21 protein-coding genes are annotated in these 20271 nt (G+C 43.2%); 15 read left to right on the top strand and 6 right to left on the bottom strand.

Annotated features, from left to right (window positions below; translation table 11 throughout):
* Positions 1–42 precede the first annotated feature (42 nt).
* Positions 43–1332 carry a dihydroorotase gene (locus GT641_RS10925; RefSeq protein ID WP_161117543.1) on the top strand — a complete coding sequence of 430 codons (1290 nt, stop codon included), beginning with the start codon at positions 43–45 and terminating at the stop codon, positions 1330–1332.
* A gap of 59 nt (positions 1333–1391) precedes the next feature.
* Positions 1392–2384: a Gfo/Idh/MocA family oxidoreductase gene (locus GT641_RS10920; RefSeq protein ID WP_161117542.1), complete on the top strand. Its 993-nt coding sequence runs from the start codon at positions 1392–1394 to the stop codon at positions 2382–2384.
* Here GT641_RS10920 and GT641_RS10915 read toward each other — a convergent pair.
* On the bottom strand, positions 2367–3119 hold the full coding sequence (locus GT641_RS10915; protein WP_161117541.1) for a helix-turn-helix transcriptional regulator: 753 nt from the start codon (positions 3117–3119) through the stop codon (positions 2367–2369). The genes GT641_RS10920 and GT641_RS10915 overlap by 18 nt on opposite strands.
* A gap of 242 nt (positions 3120–3361) precedes the next feature.
* Here GT641_RS10915 and GT641_RS10910 point away from each other — a divergent pair, with 242 nt between their 5' ends.
* From GT641_RS10910 to aguB, 4 genes are all read left to right on the top strand, one after another.
* The gene (locus tag GT641_RS10910) at positions 3362–3979 is read left to right on the top strand and encodes a cytidylate kinase-like family protein (RefSeq protein WP_021944939.1); all 618 of its coding nucleotides are present in this window, start codon (positions 3362–3364) and stop codon (positions 3977–3979) included.
* 183 nt (positions 3980–4162) lie between these two features.
* Positions 4163–5518: a Na+/H+ antiporter NhaC family protein gene (locus tag GT641_RS10905; RefSeq protein WP_161117540.1), complete on the top strand. Its 1356-nt coding sequence runs from the start codon at positions 4163–4165 to the stop codon at positions 5516–5518.
* Between the two features lie 20 nt (positions 5519–5538).
* Positions 5539–7188 (top strand): amidohydrolase, encoded by a 1650-nt coding sequence (locus GT641_RS10900; RefSeq protein WP_161117539.1) that lies wholly within the window; start codon positions 5539–5541, stop codon positions 7186–7188.
* Positions 7189–7336: 148 nt separating this feature from the next.
* A complete protein-coding gene (gene aguB / locus GT641_RS10895) occupies positions 7337–8191 on the top strand; it encodes an N-carbamoylputrescine amidase (protein ID WP_161117538.1) in 855 nt (284 codons plus the stop codon).
* Here aguB and GT641_RS10890 read toward each other — a convergent pair whose 3' ends face one another.
* On the bottom strand, positions 8192–8476 hold the full coding sequence (locus tag GT641_RS10890) for a DUF1294 domain-containing protein (protein WP_161117537.1): 285 nt from the start codon (positions 8474–8476) through the stop codon (positions 8192–8194).
* A gap of 272 nt (positions 8477–8748) precedes the next feature.
* Here GT641_RS10890 and GT641_RS10885 point away from each other — a divergent pair, with 272 nt between their 5' ends.
* The 9 genes from GT641_RS10885 (at position 8749) to GT641_RS10845 (ending at position 16674) form a co-directional block, all read left to right on the top strand.
* A complete protein-coding gene (locus tag GT641_RS10885; RefSeq protein ID WP_161117536.1) occupies positions 8749–9252 on the top strand; it encodes a GNAT family N-acetyltransferase in 504 nt (167 codons plus the stop codon).
* A 482-nt stretch (positions 9253–9734) separates the two neighbouring features.
* A complete protein-coding gene (locus GT641_RS10880; protein WP_161117535.1) occupies positions 9735–10418 on the top strand; it encodes a hypothetical protein in 684 nt (227 codons plus the stop codon).
* Between the two features lie 18 nt (positions 10419–10436).
* The gene (gene glgB / locus GT641_RS10875) at positions 10437–12908 is read left to right on the top strand and encodes a 1,4-alpha-glucan branching protein GlgB (RefSeq protein WP_161117534.1); all 2472 of its coding nucleotides are present in this window, start codon (positions 10437–10439) and stop codon (positions 12906–12908) included.
* Between the two features lie 60 nt (positions 12909–12968).
* Entirely contained in the window at positions 12969–13517 is a 549-nt protein-coding gene (locus tag GT641_RS10870; RefSeq protein WP_161117533.1) for a GNAT family N-acetyltransferase, read from the top strand.
* A 135-nt stretch (positions 13518–13652) separates the two neighbouring features.
* Positions 13653–13853: a cold-shock protein gene (locus GT641_RS10865; RefSeq protein WP_008402657.1), complete on the top strand. Its 201-nt coding sequence runs from the start codon at positions 13653–13655 to the stop codon at positions 13851–13853.
* Positions 13854–13996: 143 nt separating this feature from the next.
* Positions 13997–14677 (top strand): nicotinamide riboside transporter PnuC, encoded by a 681-nt coding sequence (gene pnuC, locus GT641_RS10860; RefSeq protein ID WP_161117532.1) that lies wholly within the window; start codon positions 13997–13999, stop codon positions 14675–14677.
* A 136-nt stretch (positions 14678–14813) separates the two neighbouring features.
* Positions 14814–15167, top strand: coding sequence for a dihydropteridine reductase (locus GT641_RS10855; RefSeq protein ID WP_118662548.1), 354 nt, complete (start codon positions 14814–14816; stop codon positions 15165–15167).
* A gap of 33 nt (positions 15168–15200) precedes the next feature.
* On the top strand, positions 15201–15815 hold the full coding sequence (locus GT641_RS10850) for a TetR/AcrR family transcriptional regulator (protein ID WP_161117531.1): 615 nt from the start codon (positions 15201–15203) through the stop codon (positions 15813–15815).
* 151 nt (positions 15816–15966) lie between these two features.
* Positions 15967–16674 (top strand): DUF6796 family protein, encoded by a 708-nt coding sequence (locus tag GT641_RS10845; RefSeq protein ID WP_161117530.1) that lies wholly within the window; start codon positions 15967–15969, stop codon positions 16672–16674.
* Between the two features lie 461 nt (positions 16675–17135).
* Here GT641_RS10845 and GT641_RS10840 read toward each other — a convergent pair whose 3' ends face one another.
* The 4 genes from GT641_RS10840 to GT641_RS10825 are packed head-to-tail and all read right to left on the bottom strand — an operon-like array spanning position 17136 to position 20145.
* Complete coding sequence (locus tag GT641_RS10840) at positions 17136–18071, bottom strand: thiamine pyrophosphate-dependent enzyme (RefSeq protein WP_008402654.1); 936 nt, start codon at positions 18069–18071, stop codon at positions 17136–17138.
* Positions 18072–18085: 14 nt separating this feature from the next.
* Positions 18086–19267, bottom strand: a complete 1182-nt coding sequence (porA, locus tag GT641_RS10835) for a pyruvate ferredoxin oxidoreductase (protein WP_161117529.1) — start codon at positions 19265–19267, stop codon at positions 18086–18088.
* Entirely contained in the window at positions 19268–19570 is a 303-nt protein-coding gene (locus GT641_RS10830) for a 4Fe-4S binding protein (protein WP_008402652.1), read from the bottom strand.
* Entirely contained in the window at positions 19570–20145 is a 576-nt protein-coding gene (locus GT641_RS10825; protein ID WP_008402650.1) for a 2-oxoacid:acceptor oxidoreductase family protein, read from the bottom strand. The genes GT641_RS10830 and GT641_RS10825 overlap by 1 nt, the downstream gene beginning before the upstream one ends.
* Positions 20146–20271: the final 126 nt, after the last annotated feature.

Here is a 20271-nt window from a genome sequence, read left to right as displayed (position 1 = left end):
CAGGCACATGCCTGCGGATAGTATATATCAGGAGGATATTGCATGTTATTAATAAAGAACGGCAGGGTTGTGGATCCTGTGACAAATACAGATCGGAAGCTGGATGTGCTGGTCGATGGTGCAGTGATCGCAGAAGTGGCAGAGCAGATAGATGCAGATGCATGCAGGAAGAAGTATGGTACAGATGATGTTCGCGTGATCGATGCGGAAGGTCTGGTGGTTGCACCGGGGCTGGTCGATACCCATGTACATTTCAGAGATCCGGGCTTTACTTATAAAGAGGACATTGAGACCGGAGCAGAGGCTGCCGCTTATGGCGGATTTACGACGGTTATCTGTATGGCAAATACGAAGCCGGCAGTTGATAATGTAGAGACACTTGAGTATATTCAGAGAAAAGGGGAAACGACCGGGATCCATGTGATCCAGACGGCGACCGTTACAAAGGATCTGAAGGGAAAAGAACTTGTGGATATGGAACTGCTGGCAGAACATGGTGCTGCCGGATTTACAGATGATGGTATTCCGATCATGGATGAAGAAGTCTTAACGGAGGCAATGCTTCGTGCGAAAGCGCTTGATCTGCCGATCAGTCTGCATGAAGAAGATCCTGCATTTGTAAAAGGTGCAGGTGTGAATATGGGAGCAGTATCCGAGCAGCTTGGCTATGGTGGGGCTTCCAGAACAGCAGAGGATGTCATGGTCGCAAGAGACTGTATCCTTGCCCTTCATACAGGAGCATCTGTCTGTATTCAGCATATCAGTTCCGGAAATTCCGTTGAGTTAGTAAGGCTGGCAAAGAAGCTTGGTGCGGATGTTCATGCAGAAGCAACACCACATCATTTTACACTGACAGAGGATGCAGTTCTGACCTATGGAACAATGGCAAGAATGAACCCACCGGTCAGAGAAGAAGCGGACCGGTTGAAGATCATTGAAGGTATTCAGGACGGCACGATCGATATGATCGTAACCGATCATGCACCGCACAGTGCAGAAGAAAAGGCACGTCCGATGGCACAGGCACCGAGTGGGATCACAGGCCTTGAGACATCACTGGCACTGGGAATCCGTTCACTGGTACAGCCGGGCTACATCACACTTATGAAGCTTATGGAGCTGATGAGTAAGAACCCGATGGAGTTCTACCGGATGACACCGGGCAGCATCCAGGCGGGAGCGCCGGCTGATATTGTGATATTTGGAGAAAATGAAGAATGGACCGTTGAACATTTCCATTCCAAAGCCTCAAATTCACCGTTTTTTGGTTGGACACTTCCGGGAAAGCTTCATTACACGATCTGCAACGGTAAGATCGTAGCAGAGAACTAGAATACAGGGGATACGGGTACATACAGGGAATCATACATTTTTTTGTACAGGAGGAAGAAATGGCAAAAGAATTAAGATGGGCAGTACTTGGTACAGGTGTAATTGCAAATGAAATGGCACAGGCACTGGAACAGATGGGTAAATCCTTATATGCGGTAGGAAACCGTACCCATGAGAAGGCAGTTGCATTTGCAGAGAAATATCATGTAACAAAGGTATATGATGACTTTCATGAGATGTTTACAGATCCGGAGATCGACATTATCTATATTACAACGCCGCATAATACCCACATTGAATTCCTGAGACAGGCACTTGCAAACGGCAAGCATGTATTGTGTGAGAAGTCGATCACGCTGAACAGTGATGAATTAAATGAGGCATTGCAGATCGCAGAGGAGCATCATGTGATACTGGCGGAAGCTATGACGATCTGGCATATGCCATTATATAAGGAATTATGGGAGATCGTATCTTCCGGTGAACTCGGAAAGGTTCAGATGATACAGTTGAATTTCGGAAGCTATAAAGAATATGATATGAATAATCGTTTCTTTAACATCAATCTTGCTGGTGGTGCATTGCTTGATATCGGAGTATATGCACTCAGTCTGATGCGTAGCTTCATGGCAGAGACACCGGATCAGGTGATGAGTCAGGTGCGGTTCGCCCCGACAGGGACGGATGAGCAGGCAAGCATCATCCTGATGAATAAAGAACAGCAGATGGCAGCTATTACGTTGTCCATGCATTCAAAGCAGCCAAAGCGTGCAATGATCAGTTGTGAAAAAGGGTATATCGAGATCATGGAATATCCAAGAGCTGATAAAGCGATTATCGTAGATGCTGCAAGCGGAGCAGTTACACCGGTAGAAGCCGGTGAAACAAAGCGTGCGCTTGAATATGAGATGCGGGATATGGAAGAAGCGGTACAGTCCGGAGATGTAAGCCGGATGCAGATGCCTTTTACCAGAGATGTCATGAACATCATGACAGACCTTCGAAAGAACTGGGGCTTAGTCTATCCGGAAGAATCAGGAAAGACGGAGTAGATCCCATTTTGATGAGGTTCCGGTCTTTCGGAAGATATTCTGTAAGTGCTTCTGGATCGTGTTCTCACTGATCCCGAGAGTGGCTGCAATCTCATCGTTATTTGCAAATGAAAAGATCAGAGACAGGATCTCTGTCTCTCGTGGAGTAAGGTCATAGCCTTTTGCAAGTGCCGGGATACGGTTTGCAAGAGCGGTATGGCCTTTCTCTTTTTCCGGATATAGGATCTGTTCATAGGTTACGTTGATATGCTTGCCAAGAGAACGGAAGAAGAACATATCATCGTCTGTAAAATCCCCATCGATCTTGGTCCGAAACAGCGTCAGGATACCGGAGAATTCTCCACTGCAGATCATGCTGTACTGTAAGGAATCGTAGACATGGAATTTCTGATAACAGTGCTGATAGAGAGAAGAGTTCAGACGGACATCATCATTTACCAGATCGCTTTCTCTTACAAGCTGGGATTCCCGTACATTGTTGATCCAGAGCAGATGATCCTCACTCATATGATCGATGTAGAGCAGTTCTGCTTCATAGAAATAATCAGGAAAGCAGACCGGAGTCGGTACGATCTCAGTTCGGTTTTCCGGATTGACGGAGATAATGCTCGCATAAGTAAATGGGATCAGCAGGCGAAGCCTTGGGAGAAATTCATCTCTCAGTGCTTCATAGGATTTACATTGGTACAGCGTATATACGATATCGTTATAGATCAGAAAGTTGTTCTTTTCCATTGTGGGTCTCCTTCGCGTGAAATGATGTTGATTTTCAGGCAGATGCCAAGACTGCTTCATTTGCGTAGCAAGCCATCCGGTTGAAAGTTATATAAATACAATTATATATTGCAAAATACTTGTTTTCAAGTATATACTACTGAAAATGATTAGCATTTACCTCAAATTAATAATTGAAAAACAGTAGGAAATTGAGATAAGCTATAAAATGAAAAAGAGATCAGAGAAAGGAAGCGTTGCGGATGAAGGATAAAAAATATGTTATAACAATTACGAGACAGTTCGGAAGTCTTGGAAGACCGATCGCAAAACTGATGGCGGAACAACTGGGAATAGAGTATTACGACAGAGATATCGTAGATCAGGCAGCCAAGCAGTTGAAGCTTCCCGCTTCTGTTGTAGACGAAGAAGAAGAAAGTGCAAAGAAGATTTTCAAGAATCCGTTTTCCAGAATGGTACTTCCGCTTGGCGGTGGCACGAATAGTACACAGGATGATATTTTCGATGCACAGCAGAATATCATACGATTTCTTGCAGAGAAAAGCTCATGCGTGATCGTTGGACGCTGCTCTGACTTTATCTTAAGCGAGATGGACAATGTGATGAATATATTCATCTATGCTCCGTACCCGGATCGTGTTGAGAATTGTGTGAATTCGATGGGACTGGAAATCGATGAAGCCCGTAAGATGATCGTAGCAGTTGATGAGGCGCGTGATTCCTATCACATGAATTATGCCGGATACAAACCGGGGGACATCAATCATTGTGATATCCTGATCAACAGCAGTCTGCTTGGTGTAGAAAATACTGCAAAGTATCTGGCAGAACTGGTACGTGAGAAGTTTATCAGTGATTAATAAGGATTAGACGTAATTAAAATTAAGTAGAAGCTTATCATATATAATAATTGTAAATAAGTAAATGAAATTGTAAACTAAAGGCAGTTGATACGAAGGCGTATCTGCAATGCTATAAGGCATTGCGGATGCGCTTTTTGTTGTTTTATAAGGAAAAATACAAAACGGAAAGGAAGAATGGTTATGACACATGGCTTGGTGGCACTGATAATAGTGCTGATCGTAATTGTCGGTTCGATACTGACACATCGCTGCGAAGAATTTATGATCGGGGGTTCTCTGGTCGGCGCGGCATTTTTATTTAAAGGTTCATTTCTGACACAATGGTGTACGATGCTTCAGGAGACGATTTCGGAAAATGTCTGGATCGTTGTAGTATGCGGATTGTTCGGCAGCCTGATCGCCTTACTTCAGACAGCAAAAGGAAATTACGGTTTTTCTAAGTTGGTTTCCAAATTATGTAACTCGGAGCGAAAGACATTACTTACCACATTTATACTTGGTATATTGATCTTTGTAGATGATTACCTGAATGTTTTATCGATCGGCACCTGTATGAAGGGTGTTTATGATAAACGTAAGATACCGAGAGAGACACTGGCGTTCATGCTGGATTCCACAGGTGCTCCGGTCTGTGTACTTCTTCCGTTTTCAACATGGGCAGTTTTCTATGCAAGTCTGTTCATTGATCAGCCGAGTGTACAGGCATACGGCTTCACCTCCGGTATGAAAGCGTACTTAAGTGCCATTCCATTCTGTTTTTATCCAATCATTATATTATTGATCGTATTTTTATTCTGTATGGGAATCATGCCAAAGCTTGGTGGTATGAAGAAAGCATATAAGCGTGTAGAGGAGACCGGCAAGGTCTACAGTGATGCCAGTAGAAAGTACAATCATGAAAACCGTGCAGGTTATGAAGAAGACGGAAATATCTGGGATTTCGTCATTCCGATGGCAGTCCTTGTAGCGATCGCCATTATTACAGGTGATCTTCTTCTGGCAGTTGTTCTTGCGATCGCATGTTGTATGCTGATGTATCTTCCAAGAAAGATTATAGCTGCAAATGAAATCTTTGGTGTGATCGTAAAGGGATTTGCGGATATGCTTCCAACCCTTACCTTACTGGTACTTGCATTCTTATTGCAGAAGGTAACAGAACAGCTTAACATGACAGATTATATAATCGATCTTGCACAGCCATTATTAACAGGCTCTCTGTTCCCGATGATCACATTTATCCTTGTTGCTGCGCTTTGTTTTGCAACCGGATCCTTCTGGGGAATGAGTGCAGTCGTAGCACCGATCGTATTCCCGCTTGGCGCAGCGATCTCCGCAAACCCGGTTCTGATCATGGCAGCAATTATCTCCGGTGGTGCATTTGGAAGTCATGCATGCTTTTACTGTGATGCAACGCTTCTGTCATCGAACAGTGCAGGTATTGATAACATGGAACATGCCGTATCGCAGCTTCCATATGTTATGATCGCAGCTATGTTGTCGATCGTTGGCTTCCTGATCTGTGGATTTGTAGTTTAGGTTAAAAGGGGGCATGTGATATGGCAGAATATATCATAAAGAGCCGGACAGTATTTGATGGCAGAGCGGATAGCTGTAAGCCGCTTGCTGTCTGGATCAAAGATGACAGGATCAAGAAGCTCCTGCCATATGATGAGACAAATGCCGTTCCGGCGGATGTTCCGATATACGATATGGGTGACAAATTGGTCATGCCGTCCTTTATCGATGCACATACCCATATATTTACCGGAGCGGTAGCCGCAAGTGAATATGTATGCAACACGCTGGATGCCTGCCATTCGGAACAGGAATGTGTGGAGCAGATGGCGGCATATGTAAAGGCGCATCCCGGACAGAAACGGATCCGCGGAACCGGATGGTTTATCGGGAACTGGACGGAGGATCGTATGCCGGACAAACGAAGCCTGGATGCATATTTCCCGGATACTCCGGTATATCTGGAATGTGCGGATGCACACAGCATGTGGCTGAATTCAGCAGCACTTGCTGAAGCCGGGATCAGACCGAATCCGAGTCTTGCAAATGGCATGATCGAGACTTACCCGGATGGAGAGCTTACCGGAATGTTGATCGAACCGGAAGCCTATGCGCCCGCCATGGAAAAGTTCATGGATTTTACGGATGAAGAAATGACAGGAATACACAGACATTTCAAACAGGTACTTGCGGAGAACGGAGTTGCAGGCTTAAGTGAGATGTTTGCAGAAGATTATACAGAAGAGACTTATAAGAAATATGAATTGCTGAAAAAGCTGGATGATGAAGAAGGGCTGTATGCAAATGTATATGTCTACACGAAGTTATTTGGCTATACCTCATTTGAAAAGTTCTTTGAGATGAAGGAAAAACTGGATTCCAGACATTTTCAGATCACCGGTTTAAAGGGCTTTATTGATGGAGTGACGGAGACTTATACCGGACTGCTCTTGGAGCCGTATACGGACCGCCCGGACACCTGTGGAGAGAAACTTCCGCTTTGGCCGAGAGCGAAGATGCAGGAGGAGATCACGGCGGCAAATGAGGCTGGCTTGCAGGTCAGACTTCATTGTATCGCAGATGGTTCTGTCCGCATGGCACTCGATATGTACGAGAAAGCGGAAAAAAGAACCGGAAGAAAGGATCTCAGAAATACGATTGAGCACATCGAGAATATTCATCCCGATGATATCAGGAGATTCAAGGAACTGGATGTCGTAGCATCGATGCAGCCATATCATCTGATCCTGTCCAATAATGATAAGATCGTGCGGCTTGGAAAGAAGCGGTGCAGATATGAATGGCCGATGAAAAGTATCACGAATACAGGAGCGGCATTTGCAGTCGGAACGGATTACCCGGTTGTGGGATTAGATCCATTTCAGACAATCTATGCGGCAGTGACCAGAAAGGATGCAGACGGAAGAATATCCGGTCAGAATCCGTGGGAGGTCATTGATATGGCGACAGTCTTAAAAGGATATACCTACGGAGCTGCTTACGTCTATCAGGCAGAAGACCGAACCGGTTCGATCGAAGAAGGCAAATGTGCAAACCTCATCGTGCTGGATCGGAATCTGTTTACAATCGATCCTGAGAAGATACCGGATACCAAAGTGGTATGGAATATATTTGAGGGACAGACGATATATGACAGACTGAATAATCTGGCAGGTGCGAGTGGAATATAAGCCGTTGAAAACAGACAACCGGTGGAAGATAGATTTGGCAGATGTAAGTAGAAGGTAAGCCGGAAATCAATGGCAGAAAATATAGGATAAAGAAATAAGATGTTCTGATAACAGTATATAGATATTTTGATAACAGGAGGATATGAGTATGAGAAAGGTAAAGGTAGCGGCTACCCAGATGAGCTGTAGCTGGAATAGAGAAGAAGTGTTAGACAAGGCAGAGAAGCTGGTTCGAAAGGCAGCAGCAGAAGGAGCAAATATTATCTTGTTACAGGAATTATTTGAAACTCCGTATTTCTGTCAGAAGCAGAAATTCGAATATTTTGATCTGGCAAAGCCGCTTTCAGAAAATGCAGCAGTAAAACGATTTACCGAGGTTGCAAAAGAGCTTCAGGTTGTTCTGCCGATCAGCTTTTATGAAAAGGCAGGAAATACAGCATTTAATACAATAGCGATCATTGATGCAGATGGAACGATCCTTGGAACGTATCGTAAGACCCATATCCCGGATGGACTTCCATATGCGGAGAAGTTTTATTTTACACCGGGAGATACCGGATTTAAGGTATGGAAGACAAAATATGCAGATATCGGCGTTGGCATCTGCTGGGATCAGTGGTTTCCGGAGGCTGCCAGAAGCATGGCACTTCTTGGCGCAGAGCTGTTGTTCTATCCGACTGCGATCGGAAGCGAGCCTACATTAAATGTTGATTCCAAGTCACATTGGCAGCATGCGATGCAGGGACATGCAGCAGCCAATATCATGCCGGTGATCGCATCGAACCGTATCGGAACCGAGACGGACGATGAATCTTCAATGACATTTTACGGTTCTTCCTTTATCGCAGATCAGACCGGAACGATCGTGGAGGAGGCAGACCGTGAGACAGAATCTGTGCTTGTCCATGAATTTGATCTGGATGCGATCGCACAGATGCGTAGAGAATGGGGCGTGTTCCGTGACCGCAGACCGGAGATGTACGGAACGCTGATGCATCATTAATTAAAGATATTTCATGTATAAGATCACACACATAAGTTCAAGAATGAAGATTGCAGGAAGCCCAATGTAGAATTTGGGCTTCCTGATTTTATGTCGGAATAACAGCATACCAAGAACCGCACCAAAGATTCCGAATACACCGGCAAGGATCAGGTGGGCTTCCGGGATGCGCCATTTGTGGTGGATGGCTTTCCATTTGTCGATGCCATACAGGAAAAATACGATCAGGTTGATCAGGATATATATACTTAACAATAAGTGACCTTTTATCAGTTCAAATAACATATGCGGGTGTACTCCTTTCATCCGTACAGACTGTTTCAATAAGAAGTTCGTTCCTTCGCAGTTTCCAGTCAAGCAGATTTTCATTATATGCATTTTAAGATGATTTTTGTGGATTGTCTATATTTATATTCTTGAAGCCTGTTTGATGCGGGCTTATAATGATGCATATGTTGCCAAGGAAATAATTTGGTTATAAGGATAATTCATATGATAGGATATCTGGCAGACAGGTTATTTTTCCGGCAGATAAGATAAAGAAAGAGGAATAAAAGATGAATATACAGATCAGAGAATATAAAGATTCAGACATACAGGAGATGAACCGCATCTGGAACCGTGTGGTAGATGATGGAGTTGCTTTTCCACAGGAGTATGACCTGACAGAGGAGACAGGCAGGAAATTTTTTGCAGGACAGACGTATACTGCGGTGGCAGAGGATACAGACACAGGAAAGGTGCTCGGACTTTATATCCTGCATCCAAATAATGTCGGACGCTGCGGTCATATCTGCAATGCGAGCTATGCGGTAGATGCGGATGTAAGAGGGCTTCATATCGGAGAGAAGCTGGTGTCTGATTGTCTGGTACAGGCAAAGGCGCATGATTATCTGGTGCTGCAGTTTAATGCGGTGGTGGCTACAAATGTGCATGCAAGACACCTTTATGAGAGACTTGGATTTACGCAGCTTGGAACGATTCCGGGTGGTTTTCGCATGAAGGATGGCCATTACGAAGACATCTGCCCATATTATTTTGACCTGAGAACGCTTCAGTAGATAATTACAGCATGCAGTTGAATGTTTTGTTGTTCCGATTACAAATAAAAAGCAATATAAAAGTAAGACTTGTTACGATTTCTATTCGGTTCGTGCACTGATTTGTCAGCAGTCTCCCAAACTCGTCCGTATGGACTCAAACATGGGCTTGGTGCTGACTGTTAGCACAAACCTCATAACGAAATCTTCGCGATGTCTTAACAATTTATATTGCTTTTATTTTGTATCGGAACATTTAAAATATTAGCATGCTGCAATTATCTTATCTGCCAAGTCTTTACGGATCAAAGTAATATGAGTTGAATAAAATGTAATTTTAAGAGCTAAGACAGTATGTGGCAGAAATATATAATGAAGAAAGCAGTATGATTTCTTTACACAAGTCAATTAAAATGGTAAAATGATTTATGTGTTTGTAAGAGTGAATTGTTTTATTAATTAGATAATATAAGATTTTAGAATAGAAATCAGGATAGTGAATCATGTTTAAATATAGATTTTTTCAGGTGATCCTTGCGATCGCAGTTGTAATGCTGATCGTGTCGTCTGCGGTGTTTATCTCATTTCAGGGAGTGAACATCAGTGAGGCAGAGTACACATCAGAGATGACCGGACGAACATTTGAGACAGATGGAGCAGATGGTTCGGAAACTGCTCTGACGGAGTTCGAGGCGTGGCTGGAGTACAGTATCATTGCGGATGGACTGAAGGAAACCGGAAATAATGTTGATTTTGATAAAGGAAATGTGAAGCTTTGTGACTATAACCTGACGCAGCTTAGACAGTTGAAGAAGGTGAAGGATGAGGCGAAACGAATGATGTTCCTGTCGGTGATCCTGCTTATCATAGGATTTCTGGCAGTAAAGAAAAGACGAATGTATGAATGTGTCGTATGGGGTGGTGTTGCAGCAAGTGTGATCGGAATGGTATCACTGATCCTGCTCGCGGTATCCGGAAGCGGCATTTTCTATGGTGTTCGTGAGATGGTGTTTAAAGGCAGGTATGATGTGTTTTTCTCAGGGAATGACCGACTGATCTCGCTGATCCCGGATAATCTGGGACTTCGAATGTTTCTGATCTATACAGGAGCGATACTTGCCGGACTTGTTATTACGATCATAGTACGACTGATAAGCTGGCGGAAGACACAGCCACACAAATTCTAATATATTCAGGAGGGTTATATGAACAAGAGAATCAACGATTGGATCAACTGGGTACTGTATGATGAACTGATCGCAGGTAAATTGAATGCGCCAAAGCATCTGCTTGGTATTCATGAATATGGGGAAGGACAGATCATCACAGCCTACCGTCCACATGCAGTGGAGGTAAAGGTGACATCCAGAACAGGTAAAAAGGTTCATACGATGGAAAAGGTAACAGATGAAGGCTTCTATGCGATCTTTTTCCCGAAGAAAGAATTTAATGGAACAAAATACAATCTGGTGACAACTTATGAGGATGGAACGACGGTTACGACAGCAGATCCATATGCATTTGACAGCCAGATTTCAGATTTTGATTCTTATTTATTTGCAGAGGGTAAGCACTACGAGATCTATAATAAATTTGGAGCACATCCGATGACGATCGATGGCGTAAAGGGAACCTATTTTGCAGTATGGGCTCCGGACGCGCGGAGAGTCAGCGTTGTCGGTGATTTCAATATGTGGGATGGTAATTTACATCCGATGCAGCTTCGGCCAAACGGTGGAATCTATGAGCTGTTTATTCCAAATGTGCTTTCCGGGGCAGTATACAAATACCAGATTCTGACCCGTTATGATGAGATCTTATATAAGAGTGATCCATACGGAAATCAGGCACAGATGCGTCCGGACAATGGTTCGGTTGTTGCAGATCTGACGACCTACAAGTGGAAGGATACCGCATGGGTAAATAAGAGAAAAACCTACAGTAGAACAGATCGCATGAAGATGCCGATGACCATCTATGAGATGCATCTCGGTTCATGGAGAAAGAAAGTTGAAGACGATGACAGCGGCTTCTTCAGTTATAGAGAGTTAGCTCCGATGGTTGCGGATTATGTAAAGGATATGGGCTATACACATGTGGAGATCATGGGTATCGCAGAGTATCCGTTTGATGGTTCTTGGGGCTATCAGGTAACGAATTATTATGCACCGACATCCAGATACGGATCGCCGGAAGATTTCATGTATTTTATTGACTATTTACATAGTAAGGGAATCGGTATCATCTTAGACTGGGTACCTGCACATTTCCCGAAGGATGCACACGGACTTGGCAGATTTGATGGTATGCCGCTCTATGAGCATCCGGATCCAAGAAGGGGCGAGCATCCGGATTGGGGAACTTATATTTTTGATTATGGCAGAGCAGAGGTTGCAAACTTCCTGATCGCAAATGCACTTTTCTGGGTAGAGAAGTTCCATATCGATGCGTTACGGGTAGATGCTGTTGCATCTATGTTATATCTGGACTATGGTAAGCAGGATGGACAGTGGCTTCCAAATGAAAATGGCGGCAATGAGAATCTGGATGCAATTAAGCTGCTGCAGAATATCAATGCTGTTATGGAAGAAAAGAATCCGGGAGCATTCCTGATCGCAGAGGAATCAACTGCATGGGCCGGTGTGACTGCTCCGGCATCCATGAACGGACTTGGCTTCCTGTTCAAATGGAATATGGGATGGATGAATGACTTCCTCGAGTATATGAAGATGGATCCATATTTCAGAAGCTTTAATCATAACAAGCTGACCTTCAGCTTATCCTATACATATGCAGAGAATTATGTTCTTGTCATTTCACATGATGAGGTCGTACATCTGAAATGTTCAATGATCAATAAGATGCCGGGAAGTGAACCTCAGAAATTTGCAAATCTTCGTCTGGCATATGGTTATATGTATGGTCATCCGGGCAAAAAGCTGTTATTCATGGGTCAGGAATTTGCACAGCCGCGCGAGTGGAGCGAGGCAAGAAGTCTTGACTGGTTTGTCCTTGACAATCCGTTGAATCAGGGTGTACAGCGTTGGGTAAAAGCGTTAAATAATCTGTACAATGCAAATGATGCGTTATATGCAAATGACAGCGATGTGATGGGCTTTGAGTGGATCGACTGTGACCATCCGGATAAGGGTGTGGTTTCATTTATCCGTCGAGGTTCTACACCGAGTAAGCAGTTGTTATTTATCTGCAATTTCGTGCCGGTTGAATATGATAATTATGAAGTTGGAGCACCTTGCTTCACAACATATAAAGAAGTTCTGAATTCCGATGACGTACAGTTTGGCGGAGCAGGCAGATTAAATAGTGGTAAGATTAAGGCAATCGATAAGAAGACAGAACGTATGCCTTATTCGATCAGTGTAACAGTACCGCCACTTTCTACTGTTGTTCTGGAATATGATTACACCGATGTAACACCGGAGGATATTCTGAAGAAGAAAGAGGCAGAAAAGAAAGCGGCAGCAGCAAAACGCGCGGCTGCGAAGAAAACGGCTGCGAAGAAAACTGCAACGGAAAAGAAGAATGTAGAGACGACGGAAGTTGTAAAAAAGGAGCCGGAGAAGAATACGGCTGCGACAAAGACAAAAGAAACAGTAAGTAAGACGAAGCCTGCACAGACAAAAGCGGCAGTTTCAAAGAAAACTACTAAGAAATAATAAAAAATGCTGGATCGTACTTGTGCGGTTCAGCATTTTTTGTAGGCATAAGGAGAAGACATGAAGATAGAAAAAGTAAGTACAGCGGATGCGGAGGAGCTTCTCGCCATTTATGCACCCTATGTAGAAGAAACAGCAATATCATTTGAATATGAAGTACCGTCTGTAGATGAATTCAGGAACAGGATCGAGCAGATCTCAGCAAAGTATCCATACATAAAGGCAGTCGTGGATGGGAAGATCGCAGGCTATGCATATGCAGCAGGTTTCAAAGACAGAAAGGCATATGACTGGTCAGTGGAAACAACGATATATATCCGAAAAGACTGCAGGCAGTTGGGGCTTGGCAAAGCCCTATATGAGAATCTGGAAAAACTACTGAAGGAAATGGGAATCCTGAACATGAATGCCTGTATCGCAAGTCCGGCAGCAGAGAGCGGTCATCTGACGGATGACAGTTACAGATTCCATAAAAAAATGGGCTTTACGCTGGTTGGGCGTTTTCATAACAGCGGCTATAAGTTTGGTGAATGGTACGATATGATCTGGATGGAGAAGATGATCGGCGAGCACGAGAAGGATATGTCGGATGTAAGATTTGGTCAATGAAAAAGAAATTTATAAAAAACACTTGCAAAAAGATAATCCAAGCAATATAATACAGGAGAAGTGCAAAGAGGCACAGAGCGAGAAGCTCTGTGCCTCTTTAGTTTTCCAGGTATTAAGTTTTAGGAGGAAATTCAAATGAAAACAGGTACAGTAAAATGGTTTAATGCAAAAAAAGGATATGGATTTATCAGCGATGAGAATGGTGATGACATTTTTGTACATTTCTCAGCTTTAAATATGTCTGGTTTCAAAGTATTGGAGGAAGGCGACAAAGTTGAGTTCGAAGTAATTGAGGGAGAAAAAGGACCTCAGGCTGCAAATGTAACAAAGCTGTAAGCTGATACATAATGAAGATACCTCATGACAGATTATCGGTACTCAGAATTTTGAGAAACGAGGATCGTCATGGGGTATTTTTTTGCGGATTCTTGCGGAAATTATGATTATATATTAGAATAGCGGCACAGGAGAAAGAAAACATGAACAATCCAATAAAAGAATTAACAAAGAAGGAATGGATCATCTGGTTAGGGTCTATTTGTATCGTATGCGTATCGAACCTGCTGACAACAGATTTTGATCTGCCGACTCTGGTAGCTGCATTAGTGGGTGTAACTTCGCTGATCTTTGCAGCAAAAGGAAATGTATGGGCGCAGATCCTAATGGTGATATTCAGTATCCTTTATGGGATCATTTCCTACCGGTTCCATTACTGGGGCGAGATGATCACGTACCTTGGCATGACAATGCCTATGGCAATCTGGTCTATGATCACATGGCTCAGAAATCCGTCCGGCGGAAACGGAAATGTCGTAAAGATCCAGAAGCTGAACCGGAAGCACATCATAGGGCTTATTATATCCGGCGTGATCGTAACAGCAGTATTTTATTATATTTTAGTTGTATTCGATACCCCGAATATTATATTCAGCACCATATCGATCGTAACCAGTTTTCTGGCAGCGGCACTTACGATGCTCCGTTCCTCGTATTATGCAGTATGGTATGCGGCAAATGATATCGTGCTGATCATTTTATGGGTGCTGGCATCCATGAAGAATCCTGCCTATATCCCGGTCATTGTGAATTTCGGTATCTTCTTTATCAATGATATGTATGGCTATATCAGTTGGAAAAGGCGGGAACGGATACAACTGTAAGAATTATTATTGACGAAGGAAAATGGAGTGAGGGATAGTTGCTTCTTAGAAAACAACACATTTTATATTTCGTGTTGTTCTGTTTCACTGTTGGTTTTCTTATAATTGAGATATCAAAGATATGGAGGACAACAATATGAATACAGACAAAATCTATGCAGAGACACTCGCAAGCGAATATGCGCCAAAAGATACTTCGAAAGTGACAGCACTTAAGAAACTGGATCGCAAAGCAAAATTACCGGCAGAGGTATTTACTTATACATTGGGAATTCTGTCGGCACTTGTTATGGGACTTGGAATGTGCCTGTCTATGCAGGTAATTGGTGCAGGTACAGGCATGGTAATATTAGGAATCATACTTGGCATTATAGGTATTATTGGAATGGGTGTAAATTATCCAATCTATAAGAAAAAACTGGAAGAAGGAAAGAAAAAATATGCATTTGAGATTCTGGAACTTGCAAAAGAAATCAGTAATGAAAGATAGAATCAATGAATGAAGCGACAGGGAGATGAGAATTTGAATCGATCAGAAAGTAAATATTTCAATACGGCTGTCCGGATGGATGAGGCACTTATTGAGCTGTTGGAAACACAGGAATTTTCATACATTTCAGTAAAGAGTATTTGTGAGAAAGCTGGTGTAAATCGGTCAACTTTTTATCTTCATTATGAGAACACTTCAGATCTGTTGGCAGAGACGTTACAGTATATTTTGGATTCTTTTACGAGCTGTTTTCAGACAGATGCAAAGAGTACGATTGAGAAAATTCAGGATGCGCCGATTGATAAACTTCATTTTTTAACAGAAGATTATCTTGTCCCTTATCTGGAATATATCAAGAAGAACAGACGAATCTATCAGGCGGCCTTCGAGAATAAAGCATATGAGACAGATAAAAAATACAGCGGCTTATATACATACATTCTGGAACCGATACTGGGAAGATTTGGATTTGCAGAAAAGGATCGGAAATATGTATCAGCATTTTATATTCGTGGAATTACCGGAATTGTGAATGAATGGGTAGAAGATGGATGTAAAGAAGCTGTATCAGAAATGGCTTCACTGATCATAAAGGTTGTCATAGGTGATAATGCAAATAAAAATACAGTTACTATGCAATCTCAATGAGTAATGGATCGTACAAAATTGGAATGGACAATTCAGCCTTGAACAGGCAAAATTTATGTGTTAAACTGGCTCTAGTTAGAACAAGCTAACTAGAGCTTTTTTATATGGGAGTAAATAAGAAATAGGTAAAGGGAGAGAAAGAAGGGAGAAAATGGAAGAAAAACAACAATGGGAATATCAGAAAAATTGTCTGTTGGGGGCAGTTGGAGCAGCACTGTTGATCGTAGGGGATCTGTGTCTGAGTATGGTTTCAGCGAATAAGGCAGACAGTGGATTGTATATGCGGGAGGCTTATCTGAGTGGAGAGTATCCATTAAGCAGAATTGTGATCTTACTTGTCACGGGATTGATCGGTATGTTCTTTTATGCATTTGGAATAAAAGCAATCTATCAGCAGATCAGACCGGAATGTAAGATCTTGAGAGCTTATATAAAATATGGTGGTTTAGGATATGTCGTATCCGGGGCAGCACTGCATTTTCTGGTAGGGACATTTGCATACTGGATCACATATCTGTCTGCACATATCGGACGGGAGCAGGCAATCCTGTTTGTAGACGACTATTATAACCGGTTTATGACAGCGATATATTTCGTATATATACCGATGATCGTTCTGATGCTTGCCAGCCTGATTGCAGTCCTTCGGAATAAAACAAATATGAGCCGATGGATGGTCGTGTTCCATGTCGTAGTATGGCAGCTTATTTTTGCAGGCATACCCGATATCTTACAGGCAGCAGGCGCAGGTCTTTCAACGATTGGCTATGTATGCAGTCAGGCATCTGGCAATACCGCCGCCTTGATTTGGTTCCTCGCCAGCTATATCTGGGTGAAGACAGGAAAAACAAAGAAGTAGTTTATACATAAGTAAAAGTAGATAATGATTGGCAAATAGAAATACCATCATAATGAGAATGGAAATGAACTACTAAAAAAAGATATATTAATTATTTATTGAAGAAGATAAAAAACAGAATCCCCTCTATGATGTGTTTTACTATTCATGAAGCAAGCCTTTGGGAGTGTCGGTTCTTAGTGAGTCGCTATATGCGACGAACTTTTCATAGGTATGGAATAGTGAGACAGGCAGAAAATAAATCAGCCCTTGAGGCTATAATATACCTTGTACAAGACACTTTCGTTCTACCCTCATGTAGCGGTACTAAGGCTCCCATTTTCATGGATCGCCAAGTACCGACATGAGTAACCTGAGACCTTATCGAGGCTTTGCCGAGATTAGTTCGAAGTTACACAGCGTGGGCAGGCTTGTACATGGTATATATAACCCCAAGGGCTGATTTATTTTCGTATGTGTGATTAGTTCTTCGAACAGCGGAACAGCAGATCCTCCCAACGGCGATCCACTTCCTCCTGATACTGAACGAGTAAATGCTCATTTTCAGGCTTGAACAAATGCTTGAAACGTCCCTGTGTCCGTAAGAAGTCCTCGATCGGAAGCTTCTTCTTAGGAGAATAACTTAAGATCCATTTGCCTTCGATGACTTCAAATAAAGGCCAGTAGCAGGTCTCAACCGCCAGCTTACAGATATCCATGATCTGTTCGGTAGGATAACGCCAGCCACGAGGACAAGGAGCCATAACATTTAAGAAAGCAGCACCAGGTGTGTAGATGGCTTTTTCGGATTTCTCATAGATATCACGCATATTACCAAGCAGAGTAGTCTGACCGACATAAGGGATATCATGAGCTGCCATAACCTGTGCCAGATCCTTACGGTTCTGCATCTTACCGTTTGACTGGGAACCGACAGGAGTGGTAGTTGTATCTGCATACATCGGAGTAGCAGAAGAACGCTGGATACCGGTATTCATGTAAGCACCATTATCGTAGCAGACATATACCATGTCATGACCACGCTCCATAGCACCGGATAAAGACTGAAGACCGATATCATAAGTACCGCCGTCACCGCCAAATGTTATGAATTTGTATGTTTCATCTAATTTACCCTTTTTCTTTAATACATGATAAGCAGTCTCTACACCGGAGAGGGTAGCACCTGCATTCTCAAATGCATTATGAATGTAACTGTCTTCATAAGCAGTATATGGATACATGAAGGTGGAAACCTCCAGACATCCGGTAGCATTACCGATAACTGCTTTGTCACCCTCATGAAGGGCACGGAGTACATTACGAACTGCAATCGTACCGCCGCAGCCTGCGCACATTCTATGACCCGGAGCAAGACGCTCAGGCTTGTTCATTACTTCTTTAAAATTATATGCCATTTTGTCTTACCTCCTTACTTTCTAAGCCCAATATACTGATACTGTGGAATGGTCTTGCCCTGCTCGATCATTTCCTCTAACTGGTTAAATACATCGGTTGCTTCCACTGTTGTATAATCTCTGCCGCCAAGACCGTAGATATAGCTGACAGCTTTTGTAGAAGCTCCGATATCATACAGGTGCTCCTTGATCTCAGCGGATAAAGGACCGCCACCTGCACGGAAGCCTTCGGAACGGTCTAAGATCGCAACTGCTTTTGTATGAGCCAGCGCCTTTGCAATCTCTTCACCGGGGAATGGACGGAAGACACGGAGCTTTAATAAGCCGACCTTTTTGCCCTGTGCGCGTAATGCATCGATTGCTTCTTTTGTCGTTCCTGCTGCGGAACCGATCATAACGATCGCGTAATCAGCATCCTCTAATTTATATTCCTCAAAGAAGCCGTACTGTCTGCCGGAGATCTTTGCAAAATCATCCGCAACATCCAGGATCACCTGCTTGGCATTCTTCATAGCTTCGTTCTGGTTCATTTTGGATTCCATATAGAATGGAGAAGTTGCATATGGACCGACTGCCATAGGCATCTTTGGATTCAACAGGTACTGTTCCGGATTATATTCACCGACAAATGCTTTTACCTTATCATCCTCTAACAGTTCGATATTCTCAACTGCGTGGCTAGTAATGAAACCATCCTGACAGATCATGATCGGAAGACGGACATCCTTGTGCTCCGCAATCCGGTAAGCCTGTACGAAGTTATCATAAGCTTCCTGATTATTCTCTGCATAGATCTGGAGCCATCCGGTATCTCTTGCACCCATACTGTCTGAGTGGTCGCAGTTGATATTGATCGGGCCGGATAAAGCTCTGTTTACAAGAGCCAGTGCGATCGGCAGACGGTTGGAAGCTGCAACATAGAGCTCCTCCCACATCAGCGCCATACCACAGGATGAGGTTGCTGTTAAGACACGGCAGCCGGCAGCGCTTGCACCGATCGCAGCACTCATAGCACTGTGCTCACTCTCGACCGGAATAAACTCTGTGTCGATCTCACCATTTGAAATATATGTAGAAATAAACTGTGGAATCTCTGTAGAAGGTGTGATCGGGAATGCCGGCATGACATCCGGGTTGATCTGCTTGATTGCATAAGACACCGCTTCATTTCCTGATAAACGTTCTCTGATACCCATTTATTTGCCCTCCTTCATCGTAATAGCACCAAACTTACACTGATAAGCACAGATACCGCAGCCCTTGCAGTGGTTCAGATCGAAGTCAAGACGTTTGCCGCCTACGACAGGGATGCAGCTGTCCGGACAGACCGGTGCACATAACAGACAGTGTACACATTTGCTCTCATCTATGACAGGAGTAGCAGTTCTCCATTCACCTGTGTTAAATGCTTTGGAAGTACCACCGCCGTACACATGGTTACCGGGTGTGATTTCTGTATATTTACTTTTCTCATGTATTCTGCTGATATCTGTTCTCATTACTTGGTTACCTCCTTAAATGCAAGCTCAAGGGCTTTCATATTTCCATCGATAACCTCAGGCTTCTTTGCAAATTTGTGCTGATAGGAAAGTCTCATATCTGCAAGGAAATCATCCTGCTCCATGATACCGCTGACTGCAACGATAGCAGCAAGCATAGGAGAATTCGGGAAGTTCCTGCCGAGTGTCTGCATCGAGATCTCCCGGGCATCTAATGTATAAACTTTTCCTTTGTAGCCATTTAAATGAGGACGAACCTCATCCGGTGTCTTTGGGGTGTTAATGACGATCGCACCATCTTCTTTTAATCCGGCGGTTACATCCACGGATTCCAAGAGGGACTCGTCAACGACAACAACATACTGTGGGGTGTAGATATTGGAATGAACGCGGATCGGATCGCTGCTGATTCTGTTATAAGCAGTGATCGGTGCACCCATTCGCTCCGGACCATATTCCGGAAAACCCTGAACGTATTTTCCTGTTTTAAAAGCTACGTCTGCAAGCAGCAGAGCAGCAGTTTTGGCACCCTGGCCGCCCCGGCCATGCCATCTGATCTCAATCGTATCTTTCACTTTTTAATCTCTCCTTGTGACTATAAACGCATCGATATGTCAGAATGAATATAGAAATGATTTCCCTTATGATTTCAGACAAATAGAAGGTTTATTGAAAAAATTTCTTAATAAAACGTAGACTTT

The sequence above is a fragment of the Clostridium sp. BIOML-A1 genome (assembly GCF_009874105.1).
In the GTDB taxonomy this organism is placed as follows: domain Bacteria; phylum Bacillota; class Clostridia; order Lachnospirales; family Lachnospiraceae; genus Coprococcus.
Note: the sequence above shows the minus strand (reverse complement) of the source record. Positions and strands in the feature narration are given on the sequence as shown.